The organism is Pontibacter arcticus (assembly GCF_003284895.1).
In the GTDB taxonomy this organism is placed as follows: Bacteria; Bacteroidota; Bacteroidia; order Cytophagales; family Hymenobacteraceae; genus Pontibacter; species Pontibacter arcticus.
The window spans coordinates 142,639-158,683 of the sequence record NZ_QMDV01000002.1 but is presented as its reverse complement, the minus strand read 5'-3'; the positions used below and the strand labels follow the sequence as shown (position 1 = coordinate 158,683).

At 44.2% G+C, this 16,045-nt stretch carries 17 protein-coding genes; 4 read left to right on the top strand and 13 right to left on the bottom strand.

All coding sequences use genetic code 11. The annotated features are described in order from the left end of the window. Positions 1-73: 73 nt before the first annotated feature. The 3 genes from DP923_RS05945 to DP923_RS05935 form a co-directional block, all read right to left on the bottom strand. Positions 74-688, bottom strand: a complete 615-nt coding sequence (locus DP923_RS05945) for a cupin domain-containing protein (RefSeq protein WP_112304943.1) — start codon at positions 686-688, stop codon at positions 74-76. Next, positions 685-1,236: an RNA polymerase sigma factor gene (locus DP923_RS05940; RefSeq protein ID WP_112304942.1), complete on the bottom strand. Its 552-nt coding sequence runs from the start codon at positions 1,234-1,236 to the stop codon at positions 685-687. Before DP923_RS05940 ends, DP923_RS05945 begins: the two co-directional genes overlap by 4 nt. A gap of 330 nt (positions 1,237-1,566) precedes the next feature. Next, entirely contained in the window at positions 1,567-2,406 is an 840-nt protein-coding gene (locus DP923_RS05935) for a hypothetical protein (RefSeq protein WP_112304941.1), read from the bottom strand. A 279-nt stretch (positions 2,407-2,685) separates the two neighbouring features. On the opposite strand from DP923_RS05935, the gene DP923_RS05930 reads away from it, so the two are divergent. After that, positions 2,686-3,102, top strand: a complete 417-nt coding sequence (locus DP923_RS05930; protein WP_112304940.1) for a hypothetical protein — start codon at positions 2,686-2,688, stop codon at positions 3,100-3,102. Between the two features lie 7 nt (positions 3,103-3,109). On the opposite strand, the gene DP923_RS05925 is transcribed toward DP923_RS05930, so the two are convergent. Next, positions 3,110-3,967 (bottom strand): alpha/beta fold hydrolase, encoded by an 858-nt coding sequence (locus DP923_RS05925; RefSeq protein ID WP_112304939.1) that lies wholly within the window; start codon positions 3,965-3,967, stop codon positions 3,110-3,112. 243 nt (positions 3,968-4,210) lie between these two features. Here DP923_RS05925 and DP923_RS05920 point away from each other — a divergent pair, with 243 nt between their 5' ends. Further along, positions 4,211-5,182 carry an ABC transporter ATP-binding protein gene (locus tag DP923_RS05920; RefSeq protein ID WP_112304938.1) on the top strand — a complete coding sequence of 324 codons (972 nt, stop codon included), beginning with the start codon at positions 4,211-4,213 and terminating at the stop codon, positions 5,180-5,182. Positions 5,183-5,305: 123 nt separating this feature from the next. On the opposite strand, the gene DP923_RS05915 is transcribed toward DP923_RS05920, so the two are convergent. From DP923_RS05915 to DP923_RS05885, 7 genes are all read right to left on the bottom strand, one after another. After that, a complete protein-coding gene (locus DP923_RS05915; RefSeq protein WP_112304937.1) occupies positions 5,306-5,659 on the bottom strand; it encodes an endonuclease domain-containing protein in 354 nt (117 codons plus the stop codon). Between the two features lie 116 nt (positions 5,660-5,775). Then, on the bottom strand, positions 5,776-8,223 hold the full coding sequence (gene hrpB / locus DP923_RS05910; protein WP_112304936.1) for an ATP-dependent helicase HrpB: 2,448 nt from the start codon (positions 8,221-8,223) through the stop codon (positions 5,776-5,778). A 63-nt stretch (positions 8,224-8,286) separates the two neighbouring features. Continuing rightward, entirely contained in the window at positions 8,287-9,924 is a 1,638-nt protein-coding gene (locus tag DP923_RS05905) for a DUF262 domain-containing protein (protein WP_112304935.1), read from the bottom strand. Then, positions 9,921-10,955: a hypothetical protein gene (locus DP923_RS05900; RefSeq protein WP_112304934.1), complete on the bottom strand. Its 1,035-nt coding sequence runs from the start codon at positions 10,953-10,955 to the stop codon at positions 9,921-9,923. The genes DP923_RS05905 and DP923_RS05900 overlap by 4 nt, the downstream gene beginning before the upstream one ends. 5 nt (positions 10,956-10,960) lie before the next feature. Next, positions 10,961-12,085 (bottom strand): DUF3696 domain-containing protein, encoded by a 1,125-nt coding sequence (locus DP923_RS05895; protein ID WP_112304933.1) that lies wholly within the window; start codon positions 12,083-12,085, stop codon positions 10,961-10,963. Between the two features lie 446 nt (positions 12,086-12,531). Beyond that, on the bottom strand, positions 12,532-13,041 hold the full coding sequence (locus DP923_RS05890) for an SRPBCC family protein (RefSeq protein WP_112304932.1): 510 nt from the start codon (positions 13,039-13,041) through the stop codon (positions 12,532-12,534). Further along, the gene (locus tag DP923_RS05885; protein WP_112304931.1) at positions 13,038-13,358 is read right to left on the bottom strand and encodes an ArsR/SmtB family transcription factor; all 321 of its coding nucleotides are present in this window, start codon (positions 13,356-13,358) and stop codon (positions 13,038-13,040) included. Before DP923_RS05885 ends, DP923_RS05890 begins: the two co-directional genes overlap by 4 nt. A 316-nt stretch (positions 13,359-13,674) precedes the next feature. Between DP923_RS05885 and DP923_RS05880 the strand changes: the two genes are divergently transcribed. Then, positions 13,675-14,745 (top strand): DUF748 domain-containing protein, encoded by a 1,071-nt coding sequence (locus DP923_RS05880; protein ID WP_112304930.1) that lies wholly within the window; start codon positions 13,675-13,677, stop codon positions 14,743-14,745. Between the two features lie 158 nt (positions 14,746-14,903). After that, the gene (locus DP923_RS05875) at positions 14,904-15,296 is read left to right on the top strand and encodes a spore germination protein GerW family protein (protein WP_125047651.1); all 393 of its coding nucleotides are present in this window, start codon (positions 14,904-14,906) and stop codon (positions 15,294-15,296) included. Between the two features lie 146 nt (positions 15,297-15,442). Here the strand turns inward: DP923_RS05875 and DP923_RS05870 are convergent, their stop codons facing one another. Next, positions 15,443-15,814, bottom strand: coding sequence for a hypothetical protein (locus DP923_RS05870; protein WP_112304928.1), 372 nt, complete (start codon positions 15,812-15,814; stop codon positions 15,443-15,445). Positions 15,815-15,838: 24 nt separating this feature from the next. After that, positions 15,839-15,970, bottom strand: a complete 132-nt coding sequence (locus DP923_RS16870; protein WP_262510384.1) for a hypothetical protein — start codon at positions 15,968-15,970, stop codon at positions 15,839-15,841. Between the last annotated feature and the right edge of the window lie 75 nt (positions 15,971-16,045).

Sequence of the window (16,045 nt, the reverse complement as noted above, 5' to 3'; positions counted from 1 at the left end):
CCTGCTAAGAAAGTAATATGCTGCATCCAATCGCCTCCTGGTGAAGGTAGAGACAAGCTTCTCAAAAAAATCGTCAGGCTACGCTCAGGCGCTGTAGAATAGCTTTGCAGGGAATAGCAGAGGTCACGATCAGTTGGTGGGTTGTATGCAACGGGACAGCAAAAAAGTCGCCGGCTGCTAAGGCATGCGTTTCATCTCCTGCTGTGATGCAACAGGTTCCTTCCACGATCAGGAAGCGTTCGTATTCATCGTCATGCACCTCGTTATCGGACTGGGTCTTAAGCCAGACAATAGCGGTGGTAGCACTGGGGGTGTAGCCAATAAGCTTGGCATATATATCATCGGCATGTGCCGGCAAAACAGCATCGGCTCTGTTCAGCCATTTCTCGAAATCACTGATACGGGAATTTGCAGTTAACTCCGGCGGCGACTCAGGCAACTCCCCCTTTTTCATGCGCTCCAGGTAATCAATGGTTGCCATTAGCAAGGCTTTTACACTGGCGCGGGGCTTAACGGCGCTTGTCTGGGCGTATTGCTCCAGGGTAGCACTGATCTGCAGCAGCTCGTTTCTCACTTCCGGGTGCGTTGCGGCCATTTCATCCACCAGCTGTATTTCTTCTGAGCTGGCGGCACCAAGCACATAGAGTTCCAGCACCCCGGATTCCATCAATTCTGAAAGGGACCTCATGCAGTTTTTTCTGCCTTTAGATGAGTGAAAGCCTTTTTTACAATATTTCTTAATGCATCAACTGTCATGTTCAGTTCACCTGCTGTTTCGGTGCAGGTACGGCCCTGCAGGTACAATAACTCCAGCGCTTTTTTCTCAAGCGGCGGCAACGTGCAAAGATCTTTTTTGACGATGCCGTTATGCTGTAAAGGTACATTTTTATCCGGAGTTGCCCGGAGAGCAGGTTGTTTATCTGACGGATTCGTTCCAGGTGAATAACGATTTGTTTTAACGGCTTCCAGCGCAATCCCCCGTGCAATGGCAAGCCCCCAGGTTAATAAGCGGTCTTTGGATGCATCGTAAATACCGATACGTTCCCAGATGGCGACAAATGTTTCCTGCAATACCTGTTCGGCCAGTTCATGCTGCTGTACAATCCTGTTTATAACTCCCATCATGGTTGGGGCATAAGCATCATACAATTTACCCAGCATTTCCTGCCTTCCCTGTTGCAGGGCTGCCACCAGGCTTTGTTCCGTTTCTCCCTGCAAATCTATTCCCGGCATCATGTTTCCTTAATTTGCCACCACCCGTTCTTACACATTACAGGTTTTTATCATTTATACAACAATCTTTAATCCATATCCTGACTCATTATCGAAGTTAGATACGTAATTATGCACAATTATTTCTAAGTATTTTTCCCTTTTCCTGATTTTACAACAGAGGACAAACTAAAATGTTTTTATACCTGCCGTTTTAAAGTGGCCCGTTGCAGCACCTCATTTATCAGTTTATACTTTTACCATTTTAGTAGTTCCTGTTCATAAGTTAGCGGTACAAAAAAAAGCAGCCGTTGCTGAAGGGCAACGGCTGCTTTTATACTTTAAAAAAACGGATTAATATCTGTCGTATTCGTCTGAGTCGTGATCCGGACGGAAAGAAGAGTAATTTCTTCTGTTCGAACCACGGCCGGTATACGAATCATTTCCCATTGAGCCGGAGCCACCGTAGTTACCCGATGGGTTGCCATACGAGCTATTTCCGGAGGAACTGCCTCCACGGCTGCCTTGCGAATAATTAGCATTGGTACCGCTGCCGAAGCTTGTAAAACCTGGTGTATTGCCTAAACTTTCGCCATAATCATCGGCATAGTTACGGCCATAGGTTTGCGAAGATGGGTACAAATTACCGCTGTTGCTTCCGCTGCTCAGGTTTCGGTTGCTGCTATCTGATTGCCTGTTGTCGTAGGTGTTATATTCTGAGCCGCCCCGGTTCTGGCTGCTGTTTAATGTGTTGTAACGGTCTGATGTGCCTCCGAAACTCGAAACGCCGTACCCCTGGCCGATGTTGCCGCGCAGCTCCTGGCTTCGGTTGCTATCGCGGTTATACATGCCGCGGTCCGAGCGGGCATTGTCCTGGTAATCGCGTGCGTTGTTCTGGTAGCTGTTGGAAGAACTATAGCCGCCGCTGTTGCGGAACTGGTTATCCTGCTGGTTGCCATAGCTGCGTTCCCTGCTCAGGCGTTCGTACAGATCACCGCCGTCGCCTTCGTGATACGAGCGGATGGGTGAGTTTTGGTTCCTGTTGCCGTAACCATGCTCGCGTCTGTATTCCTGCTCGAAACGGTTGGTTAAATTCTGACCGCTGTGGTAGTGGTCGTCGTTGGGGTTGTAGCCGTCGTAGCCACTATAGTTAGTGTTCCGGTTATCGTAACGATCGTTATCTTGTCTGTTCATAGTTGTAGATTAGGGTTTATACGTTTGTTTCCTGTTTAAACGGCTGAGCGGCTTTCCGGTTTGGTTTTGAGCAAAAGCTGCATCATTCCTACTCTAAAAAATGCAAAAGTTTAAGCTGGCTTTTCGTTTCCATTTCTGCTGATTTCTTTTAGCCTTATATACTCCATGCCCCTACTGCGTGTAGCACTACCTCATTAGAAAACTTTCAACGGCCTTGCTATAAAACCAACCGCAACCCTGCTCAAATGCGTTATACTTTAATAAGCTAACAACTAATCTATGAAGTACATACAACAGGGATTCGGTCAATTATTCATACTTGTCCTACTAACCTTAACCGCCTGCCAGACCAGCACCCGCGCTACAAACGCAGGCACCGAAACAGCAGCTTCTCAAAGTCTGGCCCCTAAACGCGTGGATATACGAGGCAGTATTGTGATGCGGCGTTACGACCAGGGACAGGTGATGCTGGAAATTGAAGGCTTTACGACCACCGCCGATTCGCGTTATAACCGGGCCTATGTACTGGTGCTGCCTACCTCTCAAATGTTCGGACTGGACGGACAAACCATCAGTTTAAGCGAATTGCAGCAAGGGCAACGGGTGGCAATTATACTTCGCGGCGGGGGCAAAGGAAGTATGACCGGCGTTGGGGTAGCCCGGAAACTATGGATTGAAAATCCGTATGAACTTTAATGCCAGACTATGTTGATTTTAAGAAAGCAATAATCTCCTGGTTCACTTTCTCGGGTTCTTCGTGGTGCAGCCAATGCGTGGCTTGGTCCAGAAAAAGCAGTTTGCCATTGGTGCAGCGGTTTATACTTGGCAGGGCCATTTCAGCACCTAAAAAGGCATCTTTCTTTCCCCAGAGCATCAGGGTAGGCACGGTTATATCTTTATCCAGCTCAAGTTTTGTGTATTTAAATGCCCTGTACCAGTTGATCATACTTGTGAGCGCGCCGGGTTGCTCCCACGCTTCTCGGTAAGTGGCCAGATCTTCTTCTGAAAAAGTACCTGCGTTTGCCGTGCCGGCCATACTTTGTTCCAACAGCTTAAAGTCGAAAGCCTGCGCTGCCTGCTCGGGTAACACTGGAATCTGAAAAAAAGCAGCATACCAGCTTCGGAACATCTGCCTTGGGTTACTTCTGAGGTGCTGCTGCATAATAGCCGGGTGTGGCATATTGAGAATAACCAGTTTGTGCAGCAGGTCCGGGAAATGTATGGCAATGGCCCAGGCAACCACGCCGCCCCAATCGTGGCCTATTAAAACTACTTTTCCGCTATTTAATTGCCGGATCAATGCTACAATATCAGCTGTCAGTTTTTCCAGTGTATAGGCTTCTGTTTCCTGGGGTTTGCTGCTCAGGTTATAGCCACGCTGGTCGGGTGCTACAACCTGGTAACCGTGATCAGCAAAAAAAGTCAGTTGCTTGCGCCAGCCATACCAGAATTCCGGAAAACCATGCAGCAACACGATCGTTTCCCCGGATTTATCGCCAGCTCTTGCCACATGCAGCGTTACTTCGTTTACCTCGAAAAATTCAAATGCTAACTTTAACATAGACTATCGGTTTGAGATTACAGGGTGTTTTTAAAAGCAATGGAGCAGAGTTTTTTTCGGTTATACTTTTAAACAGGACATGTTTTATACTTGCACGCGGGCAGACCGGTTTTAATAAGATTACTAAATGAAGTTACCCGAGGAATAGATAAGGTAAGATGTGTTAACTTTATACTTTAAAATTACGCTTTGCGCGACAGTTGATTAAAATGGACTTCTGTCTCATCAGGCAAAATCATACTTATGACATTACTTCGCGTTGCCGGAATTTCTGTGGAGGAAGAAGGTACCACCATACTTGATAATATCAGTTTCAGCCAGGCAAAAGGCCGGAAGATAGCACTTGCCGGCGAAACCGGTTCCGGCAAAAGCACCCTTATGCAAACCATAGCCGGCTTTGTGCAGCCCAGCGCAGGCGCCGTTTACCTGAACGATAAAAAAGTGCGCGGCCCCCACGACAGGCTAGTGCCCGGCCACGCCGATATTGCTTATTTGTCGCAGGAATTTGAGTTGCCGCAGTTTTTGCGTGTAGAGCAGGTATTGCAGTACAGCAACAAACTAACTTCCGAAGAAGCCAAACAGTTGTATGACGTATGCCGCATCAGCCACCTGGCCAAACGCAGAACAAACCAGGCTTCGGGAGGCGAACGGCAGCGCATTGCTCTTGCCCGCCTGCTCAGTACCTGGCCCGACCTGCTCCTGCTCGACGAGCCGTTTTCGAACCTGGATATGGCCCACAAAAAGGTGCTTAAATCCGTCATCCACGACATCAGCCAGGAGTTCGGCATAACCTGCATCCTCATTTCCCACGACCCACTCGATACGCTTTCGTGGGCTGATGAGATTATGGTGCTGCAACAAGGCAAACTGATCCAGCTCAGCTCACCCGAACAGCTTTACAAAGAGCCCGTAAACGAATATGCCGCTTCGCTGTTCGGCAAGTATAACCTGGTTCCGGCAGCTGCTGCCAATTCGCTTTTCAAAATCGCTTTTCCTGAGAGCAAGCAGTTACTTCTTCGCCCGGAAAGTATAAAGTTGGTTGCCAAAAGTAGTGTGCCTGCCACGATCTCAGGTATACACTACTTCGGAAGTTATTATGAATTGGAGGTGCAGACCGCTGAGATTTTGTTGCTGCTCAGAACGGAGTCAGCTGAATATCAGGTAGGTGATACAGTTTACCTGGAGCTGGATGAGAAAGCTGTTTGGTGGGTGTAGGGGTTTATTTTGATTAAGATGCGCAGGTAGCTGGTTTGCCTTCCATAGGTAGCTTTTGTAGTGTAATAGTACAGGTCCGGGTCAAACCACCCCCAACCCCTCCTTATCCAAGGCGGGGAGTTTTTACTTGCTAAAACAACTGCTTATACTTTGCAGGACTGCTTCTAGGTTTTGGAAAATTTCTTTGTTCTCGAACCGGAGCACTTTCACTCCTAATGCCATTAAGGCCTTGTCTCTTTCCAAATCGCTTTGTTCGGCTGCGGTGTGAAAATTAAGCTGACCGTCCAGTTCGATGGCCAGTTTTTCAGTCGGGCAGTAAAAGTCAAGTATAAAGTTGCCGATGCTATGTTGCCTCCTGAACTTCCTGCCTGCCACTTGGCTGCTTTTCAGGTGCTTCCATAGTTCAGCCTCAGCAGGAGTAAGATTGCATCTCAGTTCCCTACGGGTCTCCTTCAAATATTTCCTGTTATGCAACATATTCAATCAGTTTATACTTTGCACTTAACTTAAACGGTACAAACAGGTAAAGTGGTAAGTAAAAACTCCCCGCCTTGGATAAGGAGGGGTTGGGGGTGGTTGGATCCGGGACTGCACTAACCCCGCTCCCACTTCACCTCCGGGAAAACCACTTCCAGTTGCCGTTTGATCACGCGGTAATTCCCTTTCCAGAAACTGGCCAGGTCCGATACAGTGGTGATTGCTTTCAGGTCGGGAGTCAGCAAATGTAATTCTACGGTCATTTCGCCTTCGTCTACCGTTGGGCTTTGCTCCCAGCTAAGTACATCCTGTAACCGAATCTCCAGTTGTGGCTGAGAACCATCCGCTTTATACTCCAGGTTAATTAAAGAACCGTCCGGTAGTTTTATACTTTGCGGGGCCAGCAAATCTAGGCGGTGAAGTTGTTCGCTGGTTAAGGATTTCTGAAAAATGGGCAGTAGTTCCAGTTCCATCAGCTCATCGGGATGTTCGATGTCTGCCAGGTAGGGTTTCAGCCAGTCGCGGTTGGTTATGAGCAAGGTGCTGGTGCTTACATCGGGCCAGCCTTCGGAAGGACGCCATTTGCGCAGGCTCAGCACGCGGTTTTGCCATTGCGTTACGTCGGCGTTAAAATCCAGGAGGTGCTCGCCTTCCACTTTGATGGCCTCGGACATGGCAGGCACGCGGTGCTTCTCGTCGGGGGCAGGCAGGGGTTTGCTTTGCAGCACGATGCTGCCAATGCGGGTATCCATCGAAGCGGTCAGTTCGCCGTCATTTACATCCCAGTGGTAGCTTTCCTGCTGTTTTACGAGCGGAGCCAGATCGCGGGGGTTAAGCGGCGAAGCCAGGAAAATACGGCCCGGGTTGTCTTCGTTGCCGGCGTGCAGGTGCGCAATCGCCAGCCAAGGGTCGTGGGCCAGGTCGTCGCGGTGTCCGGCAGAAGCGTATTTGCCATTCGCCAGCTGGAACTGCGCGTTGTTACCGGGGCGGGCGTAGGCAATGCGCTCGGGGTAGCAATGTGTTAACAAAACGCCGGTTTCATATTCATCGAATTTACTGTTATCCGGCTCAATGCTGAACAACGAACGGTACGAACGCGCTACTTTCTCGATCTTCCCGAATTTCTTGCCCTGTCCCTGCTCTTTTCTATACCTTCTCAGGGCTTCTATTCTTAAATTAATGTCGATGCCGGCGTTGCGGTCCAGTGGGTCGCGCTCTTCCAGGATGGCGGCAATATCGCTTGCCAGCGCCACCTGGTCGGTTTCGTCGGCTTTCAGCAGCATGTGGGCAATACGCGGGTGACAAGGCAACGCGTGCATTTTCTGGCCATGCGCCGTAATGCGGCCATGCTCCAGCGCCTGCAAATGGTGCAGCATCTCGGTAGCGTATTGCAACGCGGCGCGCGGTGGCGGGTTCAGCCAGGTCAGGCGACGGATATCGGTAATGCCCCACTGCGCCATGTCCAGCACCAGCGACGACAGGTCGGCTTCCATGATCTCGGGCGTGCGGTGCGGGGCCATGCGCTCCTGCGTGGTTTTGCTCCACATGCGGTAAGCGGTGCCCGGGCCCAAACGACCGGCCCGACCGGCACGCTGGTCGGCAGCGTCTTTGGAGATGCGCACCGTTTCGAGCCTGGACAAACCGGATTTCGGATCGAAGCGGGAAGTTTTGCCGAAACCCGTATCCACCACCACCGAAATACCCTCTATGGTTAAGCTGGTCTCGGCGATGCTGGTGGCGAGTACCACTTTGCGTTTGCCGTCGCGGTCGGGCATGATGGCGGCGTATTGCTTGCCAAACGGCAGCATTCCGAACAGCGGGTGTATTCTGAAATCGCGGAGCTGTCTGCGCAACAGTTCTTCTACTTTGCGGATGTCGTTTTCGCCGGGGAGGAATACAAGGATATCGCCTTCCTGCTCTTTGGCGGCCTGCTGCACTACTCTGGCAACCATTTCGGGCAGCATGCGGTCGTCGGCGTCGCCGGTGTAAAAAGTTTCGATGGGGTATTGGCGGCCCATACTTTGCGCCACCGGGGCCTGCAACAGTTTGGTCAGCTGCGGCATATCCAGCGTCGCTGACATCACCATGATGCGCAAATCCGGGCGAAGCGTGTGCTGCGCTTCCCGGCTCAGGGCCATGGCTACATCGGCATGGATGCTGCGCTCATGAAACTCGTCGAAGATCACAATGCCCACACCCGTAAGCGCACGGTCGCTGTGGATCATGCGGGTGAGGATGCCTTCGGTTACGACCTCGATGCGGGTTTTATCGGAGATGCGCGTCTCGAAACGTATGCGGTACCCGACGGTCCGACCAACCTCCTCGCCCAGCAGCTGTGCCAGGCGCTCGGCAATGGTTTTGGCTGCCAGCCGCCGGGGCTCCAGCATGATGATCTTCTGGCCTGTCAGCCATACTTCATCGAGCAAAGCCAGCGGCAACAAAGTGCTTTTACCGGCTCCGGGAGGGGCGTTTACGATCAGCGTGTTCTGCACCGCCAGGTGCTCCCTAACGGCAGGTATAATTTCCCGAACGGGTAAGTCTATGGTAAATGGGTTGAAAGGCAAGGGGGAAGGTATTTCTGCTATAATTATTTATAATAAATGTTTTTCTGAAATAATGTTTGAGCATTAAATTTCATCTCCATAAATCATATCCAAATTATAAACAAACTCCTTTTCTGCTTTTATTATAGATTTTCTTCTCAGCTCTAGAACAGCTGACTTACTAAATGAACTCCTATAAACATTCTTAATTACATCAGATATAAAATATTTTGCTAAGTCATCGTCTGATAGCAACCAAGATTCTAAATCTTTTCCTCTATCATTTAATAACCCTTCATTATCATATATTAACATAAAAAAAGTATTCTCTATAGAAGCTAGTTCCTCACTAGAATCAAGTTTTTGAAATAAAGGTAACATTTTATAGCCTTGTATTCTTTCATAATTACTTGATAAATCTTTCAATCTGTTAAGCATGAACAATGCCAATGATTTAGCACGAACACTCCCTAAATTAATTTTGGATGGTAATTTCGTAACTATAAAATTTTTATCAGGATTATCTTTATAAACTGGTTCAAAACTTATACCATTAATGAAATCTTGAAATTTATTATAAGCAAGTCTTTGCTTACTTAAGTTGTAAATTGTGAAATAATTTGAGTAAGATGTTATCCAAAACCACCTTTTTAAGGTTTCCAATTGAGCAAAAGAAGGCTGTTGTATTTTTGCAAAAAAGTCAGTAATAAAAATAAGTTGATTGTTATAAGGTAGGAGTTTATGATTTAATACTAAGAGTTCATTGTATAGAAAATATACAGCTTTTTTGATATTTGTTAATGTTTCTCTTGCTTTATCAACAAAATCTCTGCTAACTGCTAGGTCTTCAAGCTTAGTCGTATTGTCAAAAAACACTTTACCAAAGGAGTTAATAATGCATTGCAGTATTACTTCTCTTTTTATATTTTGAAAATTATACTTCTTTAACTCCTCTAGAAGTTTATCTATCTCCGTACCTAGCCTAAAATTTTTTTCTTCATCAAAAGACAATGCTGAAATCTTCCAATCATCTGAAATTTTCGCTCCTGTCGAATTAACTCTTGAAAAAATATCAACCGCTTCTCTTACAGTTCCACCAATAATATCAATAGAAGGAACATTGTAGTCTATAAGTTTCGAACTTAAATTTTCATATTTCTTTAAGAAATCATTAATTGATTTTTCAGGAAGATTAGATACTAATAATTGCTTTTGAAAGCTAAAAAATTCTTTACTATCAACAAATCTATAAAGAGGCACTTTATGAATTGGTAAGTCATAAAATTCTACTTTATTATAGAATTCGAATTTATCTTCTTGCAGATTGTATACTAAATTGAATTCTTTAAACCATTCTTTGTCATCTCTTAGCAAATCAGTTTGATATGGGTTTACTAAGCAACCAAAAAGTGTTGACATTCTTTGGAACCCATCTAAGATGTAGAAGAAATCACCTGTTCTATTAGGAATATAATATGAACCAATTTTTTCAGATTCAAGTCTGAAAAAGTTTGACTTTGTATGTTCATCTGGTCGCCAAAAGAGAATTGAGCCTATCGGATACCCTTTTTTTATACTATCAAATAAATCTATTTTATCCTTCCTAGTCCATACAAACTCTCTTTGAAAAGCAGGGACTCTAATAAGTCCTCTTTGAAAATCATCAATATAATGGAACAATCTCCTAACTCTTGTATGAATTTGAATATTATTTGCATTCATATCATGTTCCTTATTTTCTCTAAAATCCGTTCCAACTCATTGGAACCATCTCTTCGTGAGAGTGTATACTTATTTACCTGAGTACTAATACTAAAAAGTAAAGGAAACTTATTCTTAAAGTCTGGAAAATTTAGACCTTTATCAAGAATATTAAAATTATGAATAGAAATATTATATAAGTTAAGAATATCTTGTTTAATCGGTAAACGATTCCCGTTTTGATCATATTCTTTAGGAAAACCATTTTTTATGTTAATGTAGTCTTTCTGATCTTTAGTTAATGTAAGATAAACACTAATCCAACTACTTGTAACCGCATTATTTAATTCAGAAAACACTTCATCTGGCATGTAATTTTCCATCATCCTTTTCTCCAAGATATGATATGGAATTATCCCATTAGCTTCTAAATAATTTTCTAATTTCTCATATTGAGACTTCTTTCGCTGTGTTGGATATTCTTTATCACTATCTAAAATTAAAATACATCTGAGATATGAGAAATTTTGCTTTCCATGAATTAGTGATAACGAGTTGAAAGATTGAAGTTTGCCTTCTATAAAATTTTCTACGTTTGAGCATCCTCCAGCATTTTCAAATTGAATCCAACCATTGTTAATATGTTCTTCAATGACGCGAAGACCATTATCTAGTTTTCTATCATAATGAGAAACTAAAGCAGTGATAAATGAAGCGTCATTTTTACTATTCTCAAGTATGATGGATACTGGCTGATTAAAAAACCTTATAGCCTCCTCTAGATTATAATTATTAGGACCTAAACTTGTTGTTATATGAAACTTAGTTTGACCACTAGAGTTTACATAGTGATTATACTCTTCATCTATTAGTTGTTTATCAGTAATTGACAGAAGATTATAGTTTTCAGTTTCTTTTATGTTTTCACTTTCAACTACTATATTATATCTAGCTATTGAGCTGATTGGGTTCCAAGTAAGAATTTGTAGTAAATAATTAAACCCCTTATAATTTTTAGATTCAAAGATATCTTTACTAATCTCTATCCACATTTTAACTAATTTTTGATAGGATTTTGTATTTGAGCATTCCTTATTGCCCTTGTTTCATTTAATGCTTCTGAGAAAATTCCATCTGGCCACCATTCAACATTCCCATCTGGATATACTTTTATTGGGTTTATTATACTCTCATTTTTCTCTTCATCGAAATCAACATAATAAATTGCTAAATCATTTACATTAAGCTTATTTTGAGCCACTAACCTACGCATTCTTAGCACAAAGTTTTGTGAATGGGTTTCAATAAAGTATTGTTTTTTATTATCATTAAGATATGAGTCTACAAATCTTTCAGCTAAATTTCCATGAGCTGCAGGATGTAAATGAGTTTCAGGTTCTTCAATAATTATTCTTACATCCTTCTCATCTGCCATAAAGGATCTTACTATTAATGGTAGCGCTTGATTCATTCCTTGCCCTACATTTGTAATATTAATATGAATAATATTTTTGTTGGATAAGACAATTTGAAAAGTAGGCACTGGGGCTGTTATAGGTAATACTTCAACCTTCCAACCTTCAAAATTCATTCTATACCATTCGCTAACCTGTTTAATTAATTCACCAGAATTTTCCGAATCTTGTATGAGTATAGGATAAGCATTGCTTCCAGTAATGCCTATTGTATTGATTGTTTCAAAAGTGTTTGTGTAATTAGGTTTAGGAAGTTCTCTAATTGGACCTATATAGTCGACATTTAAGCTTAAATCTTTAAAATGAACTTGATCATTTAAAAATCCTTTAAACTTTATGTCAGCACATTCATATGATTTATTATTGTATGCCCATGCTAATAAGCTTGCTCTATCCTTTCTGTCTACAGCTACAGTTACAGCAAGTTTTTCCTTTTTTGAACTTAGTTCAAAGTCTAAAATGCTAGTTGTAACGTTTCTGTTATATACTAAATCACTGTTAGAAGACCCCAACTTCACACCTTTATTTTCCCATCTAATTGGTTGCTCATAGTCGCCACTAAGACTTCCTTCAATTAGAGTCAATAGTTTTGAAACAGCACTTTTTCCAGAGCTATTTTTACCAATTAGAATAGTAATTGGTCTTAAGGAAATCTCTTGTCTCTCTTTAAATGACTTATAATTTTTAAATGAAATTCTAGTAACCATCTAATTATAATTATGACTTATAATATTAAACTTGAAGCGCAAAAAGCTCCATTATGACCCTAAATAATTGAATTAAAAGACTTAATATGTAAAATTACCCTCAAAACAATTAATTTAAGAATTAAGATATTTGACATACAAGAGCTCCACCTTTGATTATGCTCCCAATTTAAGCACAATTTTCTCAGCAGATACATTATTAACGATATAATTAGATATAAAAACAATTTGATGTGGGAGACTATTTATTGTGATTTTTTTGTTATCCAGCTATTTCCCTGCTAGCGAGAGTTTATATCTAGTGCTTCCTTTCAACACAGCTATACTTCCAGCACGAGTACCAGTACGAGAAACAAACTCTAAAAAGCGAGGCTTGAAGGTTATGCACCAGCCCCGCTTTTATAGTATGCTATTAAATAGATTCTCTTTTCTGCAGCTTACAGCCCTTAGGCCTCCTGTTTCTGAACAGTCAATAGTTGATCGAGATTTTCCATAGCCATTGTCAGGCCTTCTTTAAAGCCCATCTGGATGGTGGTCTCGAGTTGTGCCAGGTCATCGAATGTGATCAGGTTCTCTACTAAGGTAAGCTCCTGTTTGGGTGTAAAGCTTACCTCCCACTTCGATTGCGGCATTTCTGTGTTTACCACGCCTTCGGCATCAGCAAAACCATCCAGTGCAGTAAAGCACTTTTTAGGATCAATGGTCTTGTAATTAGCCAACGCCCAATGCTCTTCCCCTTCCGGACCAACCATGGCATAGTGCCAGTGGCCACCTTCTCTGAAGTCCATGGTTTTGGTGCGGGATTTCCATGGTTTAGGCGCCCACCACTGGTCCAGTATCTCGCTTTTGGTGTAGGCATCCCACACCAACGGGAGCTCTGCGGCAAATTCTCTTTTAATGGTAATGGAGTTGTTTTCCTTGTTCACTAAGAACTCGAATGCAAGGTTATGTTTCATGGCTTATTTTGTTTTATGTTAGAAAATATCGTGTCGAGTTGGTTAAAGCGGTCTTCCCAGATCTTTCGGAACTGTTCCAGCCATTTGTCTATTTCTTTCATTTTAGCAACATCCAGCTGATAGAAGATTTCCCGCCCCTGCTGTTCCTGTTTTGCAAGCTGACATTCTACAAGTATCTGCAAGTGCTTTGAAACAGCTTGCCTGCTGGTGTCAAAATGTTCGGCTATCGCATTGGGCGTCATGGCTTGCAAGGCAATTAAGGCAATAATGGCTCTTCGGGTGGGGTCTGCTATCGCCTGGAAAACGTCTCTTCTCATCTCTCTGTTAAATATGCAACCGTTTTATTGCTAATATACGCGCAATCGTTCGGTTGCGTAATTAATCCCTACTTTATTTTTGTATAACATATTGAATTAATGGCTAGTGGCAGTAAAGTAAGGGTAGATTACAAGCGGATGAACCAGTGTATTAAAGTATAAATTCCGGGGTTACATAGCCAAAAGCCGTTATAGCAAAACATTTATACTTCAAAATCCGGTACAAAGGGTTAGCAATCATCCATCTGCCATACTTTGTGGCGATCATACTTTGCAAAAGAATGGCTAAAGCAAAACACGTTAAAGTATAAAAGTGATGACCTTTAAGAAATCATACAAGATTACAGCCCTCGTTATTCTCTTACTCATCGGCATCCGGCTGGCGCTGCCCTACCTCGTGAAAAACTACGTGAACAAAACCCTCGAGGAACTGCCCGGCTATACGGGCCATGTAGCAGATATTGACCTGCACCTGTACCGGGGCGCTTATACCATAGATGGCCTGGTGCTGAAAGAAGATGGCGGCAACCCCAAATACCCTTTCCTGCAGATTCCTACAACCAACCTTTCTGTGGAGTGGAAAACGTTGCTGAAAGGCAAGCTGGTGGGAGAAGTAATCATGCAAGCGCCGCAGCTGAATGTAGTAGAAGCAAAAAAAGCGCCTGCCGCCAAAAACGAACCTACCCGGAAGCATTGGTCTGAAATTGTTAAGGACCTGATGCCGATCACGATCAACCGTTTTGTGGTAAACAACGGCAAACTGGCTTACCTCGATTTTTCGAATAAGAAACTGATCGATATGCACATTTCGGACATGCAGCTGGTGGCCCTGAACCTGGCAAACGTGGAGAACGCCGCCACCGAACTTCCCTCTACAATACGCCTCACCGGGAAGTCGATTGGCGGCGGCAACCTGAAAGGCAACATGAAAGCCAACCTGCTAAAGGAACTGCCCGACTTTGATATGAAAATGCAACTGACGCGGGTAAACCTGACAAGTATAAACGACTTTATTGATGCTTACGCCAAGTTTGATGTGGAAAGAGGCCAACTGGATATGTACAGCGAGCTGAAACTGAAAGATGGACAGCTGGACGGGTATGTGAAACCCTTCTTCGAGAACGTTAAAATACTTAACCTGAAAAAGGATGTGAAAGAAGAAGGCCTGTTACGGACAGCCTGGGAAGCTGTAGCCGGCCTGTTTGTAGAAGCTGCTGAAAACCAGCCAAGAGACCAAATCGCGACAAAAATTCCGATCAGAGGCAATGTAAACCAACCCGATACGGATATTTCTACCACAGTAGTTAACGTGCTGCGCCACGCCTTCTTTAAAGCCTTCGATAAAGGCCTGGAAGCCGAAGCAAGCTCAGCACAAGAAAAGAAATAGCATGTATACGTAGTCAGAATGGTAGAGCGTGCGCTCACCTCTTCCCTAACTTCCTGCTACCGGGAGTTTACAGCATTACATAAACTTGCACCTGAACTTCAGTTAAACGAAAACGTACCTGCTTATTCCTATTGAAAACTAAAAATAAGCGCCTTCCTATGGAAAAAAACGAAACGCCCTTTACAGCGGCTGAACATAATATAGTACAGCAACTGGCAGAAAAGCTGGGCATAGCAGCTAACAGCGCTACTATTTACGGTGAGCCTGTTGAGCGGGATGGTATTACGGTTATTCCTGTATCTAAAGCCATGTATGGTTTTGGGGGCGGAAGCGGTGCCGGCGCAAAGGGGTCTGAAGAAGGGTCTGGTAGCGGCGGAGGCGGTGGCATGGTGTTAACCCCGGTTGGCTATATCGAGATCAAAGACGGAACCAGCCGGTTCAGGAGCATCCCCGATCCGCAGCGGGTAGTAAAAATAGTAGCTATCGGATGTTTAGCGGCATGGCTAACCACAAAAAGTATCGTCGGGTTATTTACTAAAAAGCACTTATAAACATCGTAAGCGATACGTTTTATACTTGCAAGGCCAAGTAATTACAGCTTTCGGAAGCAACCTACCGGCTACCTTGTCACTTGTATTTATTGTTGTTCCGGTCGTTGTTCTAACCAGGCAGTTTATACCTCGAATTATGGCTTCATTTAGTCTTCGAAGCCTGCCCGTAACCCTTTGATGCTGGCATAACATACTGGGCTGCTGTTTTCCTTACGTCCGGCTTTTTCCTTCGCCAGTTGTTCGTAGTTATCCGGGGTAGCGAGTATCCGGCACTTGGGGTAAAGTACCACCCCGCGCCGGACGATCTTGCTGCTTGGTTCGATCTCGTGGGCGTTTATGCCTTCTGCGCTGTATACATGAATTGTGAAGAAATGGTAGTTCGTTTTCTTCGCGTAGCCTTCTGCAGTTATCCGGCCGGTTATCGTCCGCTCCCCGATAAAGTCAGAGGTCTGCCCTGCTGTATAAGGCGTGTACACCGACTCCGTCCAGGCAACTTTACAACCTACTGTCAGGTTCATACTGCTGTGTTTGGTTTACTAGCTTTACGTGTACTTGCCGCAAAGTATAAATTCGTGAGCACCTTTTTCGATCTTCCCCAAGCAGCCGTGTGCTAGAATAGTTTTACCAGCACCCTGCGTGCGCGCAGAAAGTATACTTTGCAAACAATTGAGCAAAGTATAAATCAGCCTTAACACCCTCCCAAACCCGGAATTTGCAGCTATATACCCCGGGAAGTAGAACGCTGATAG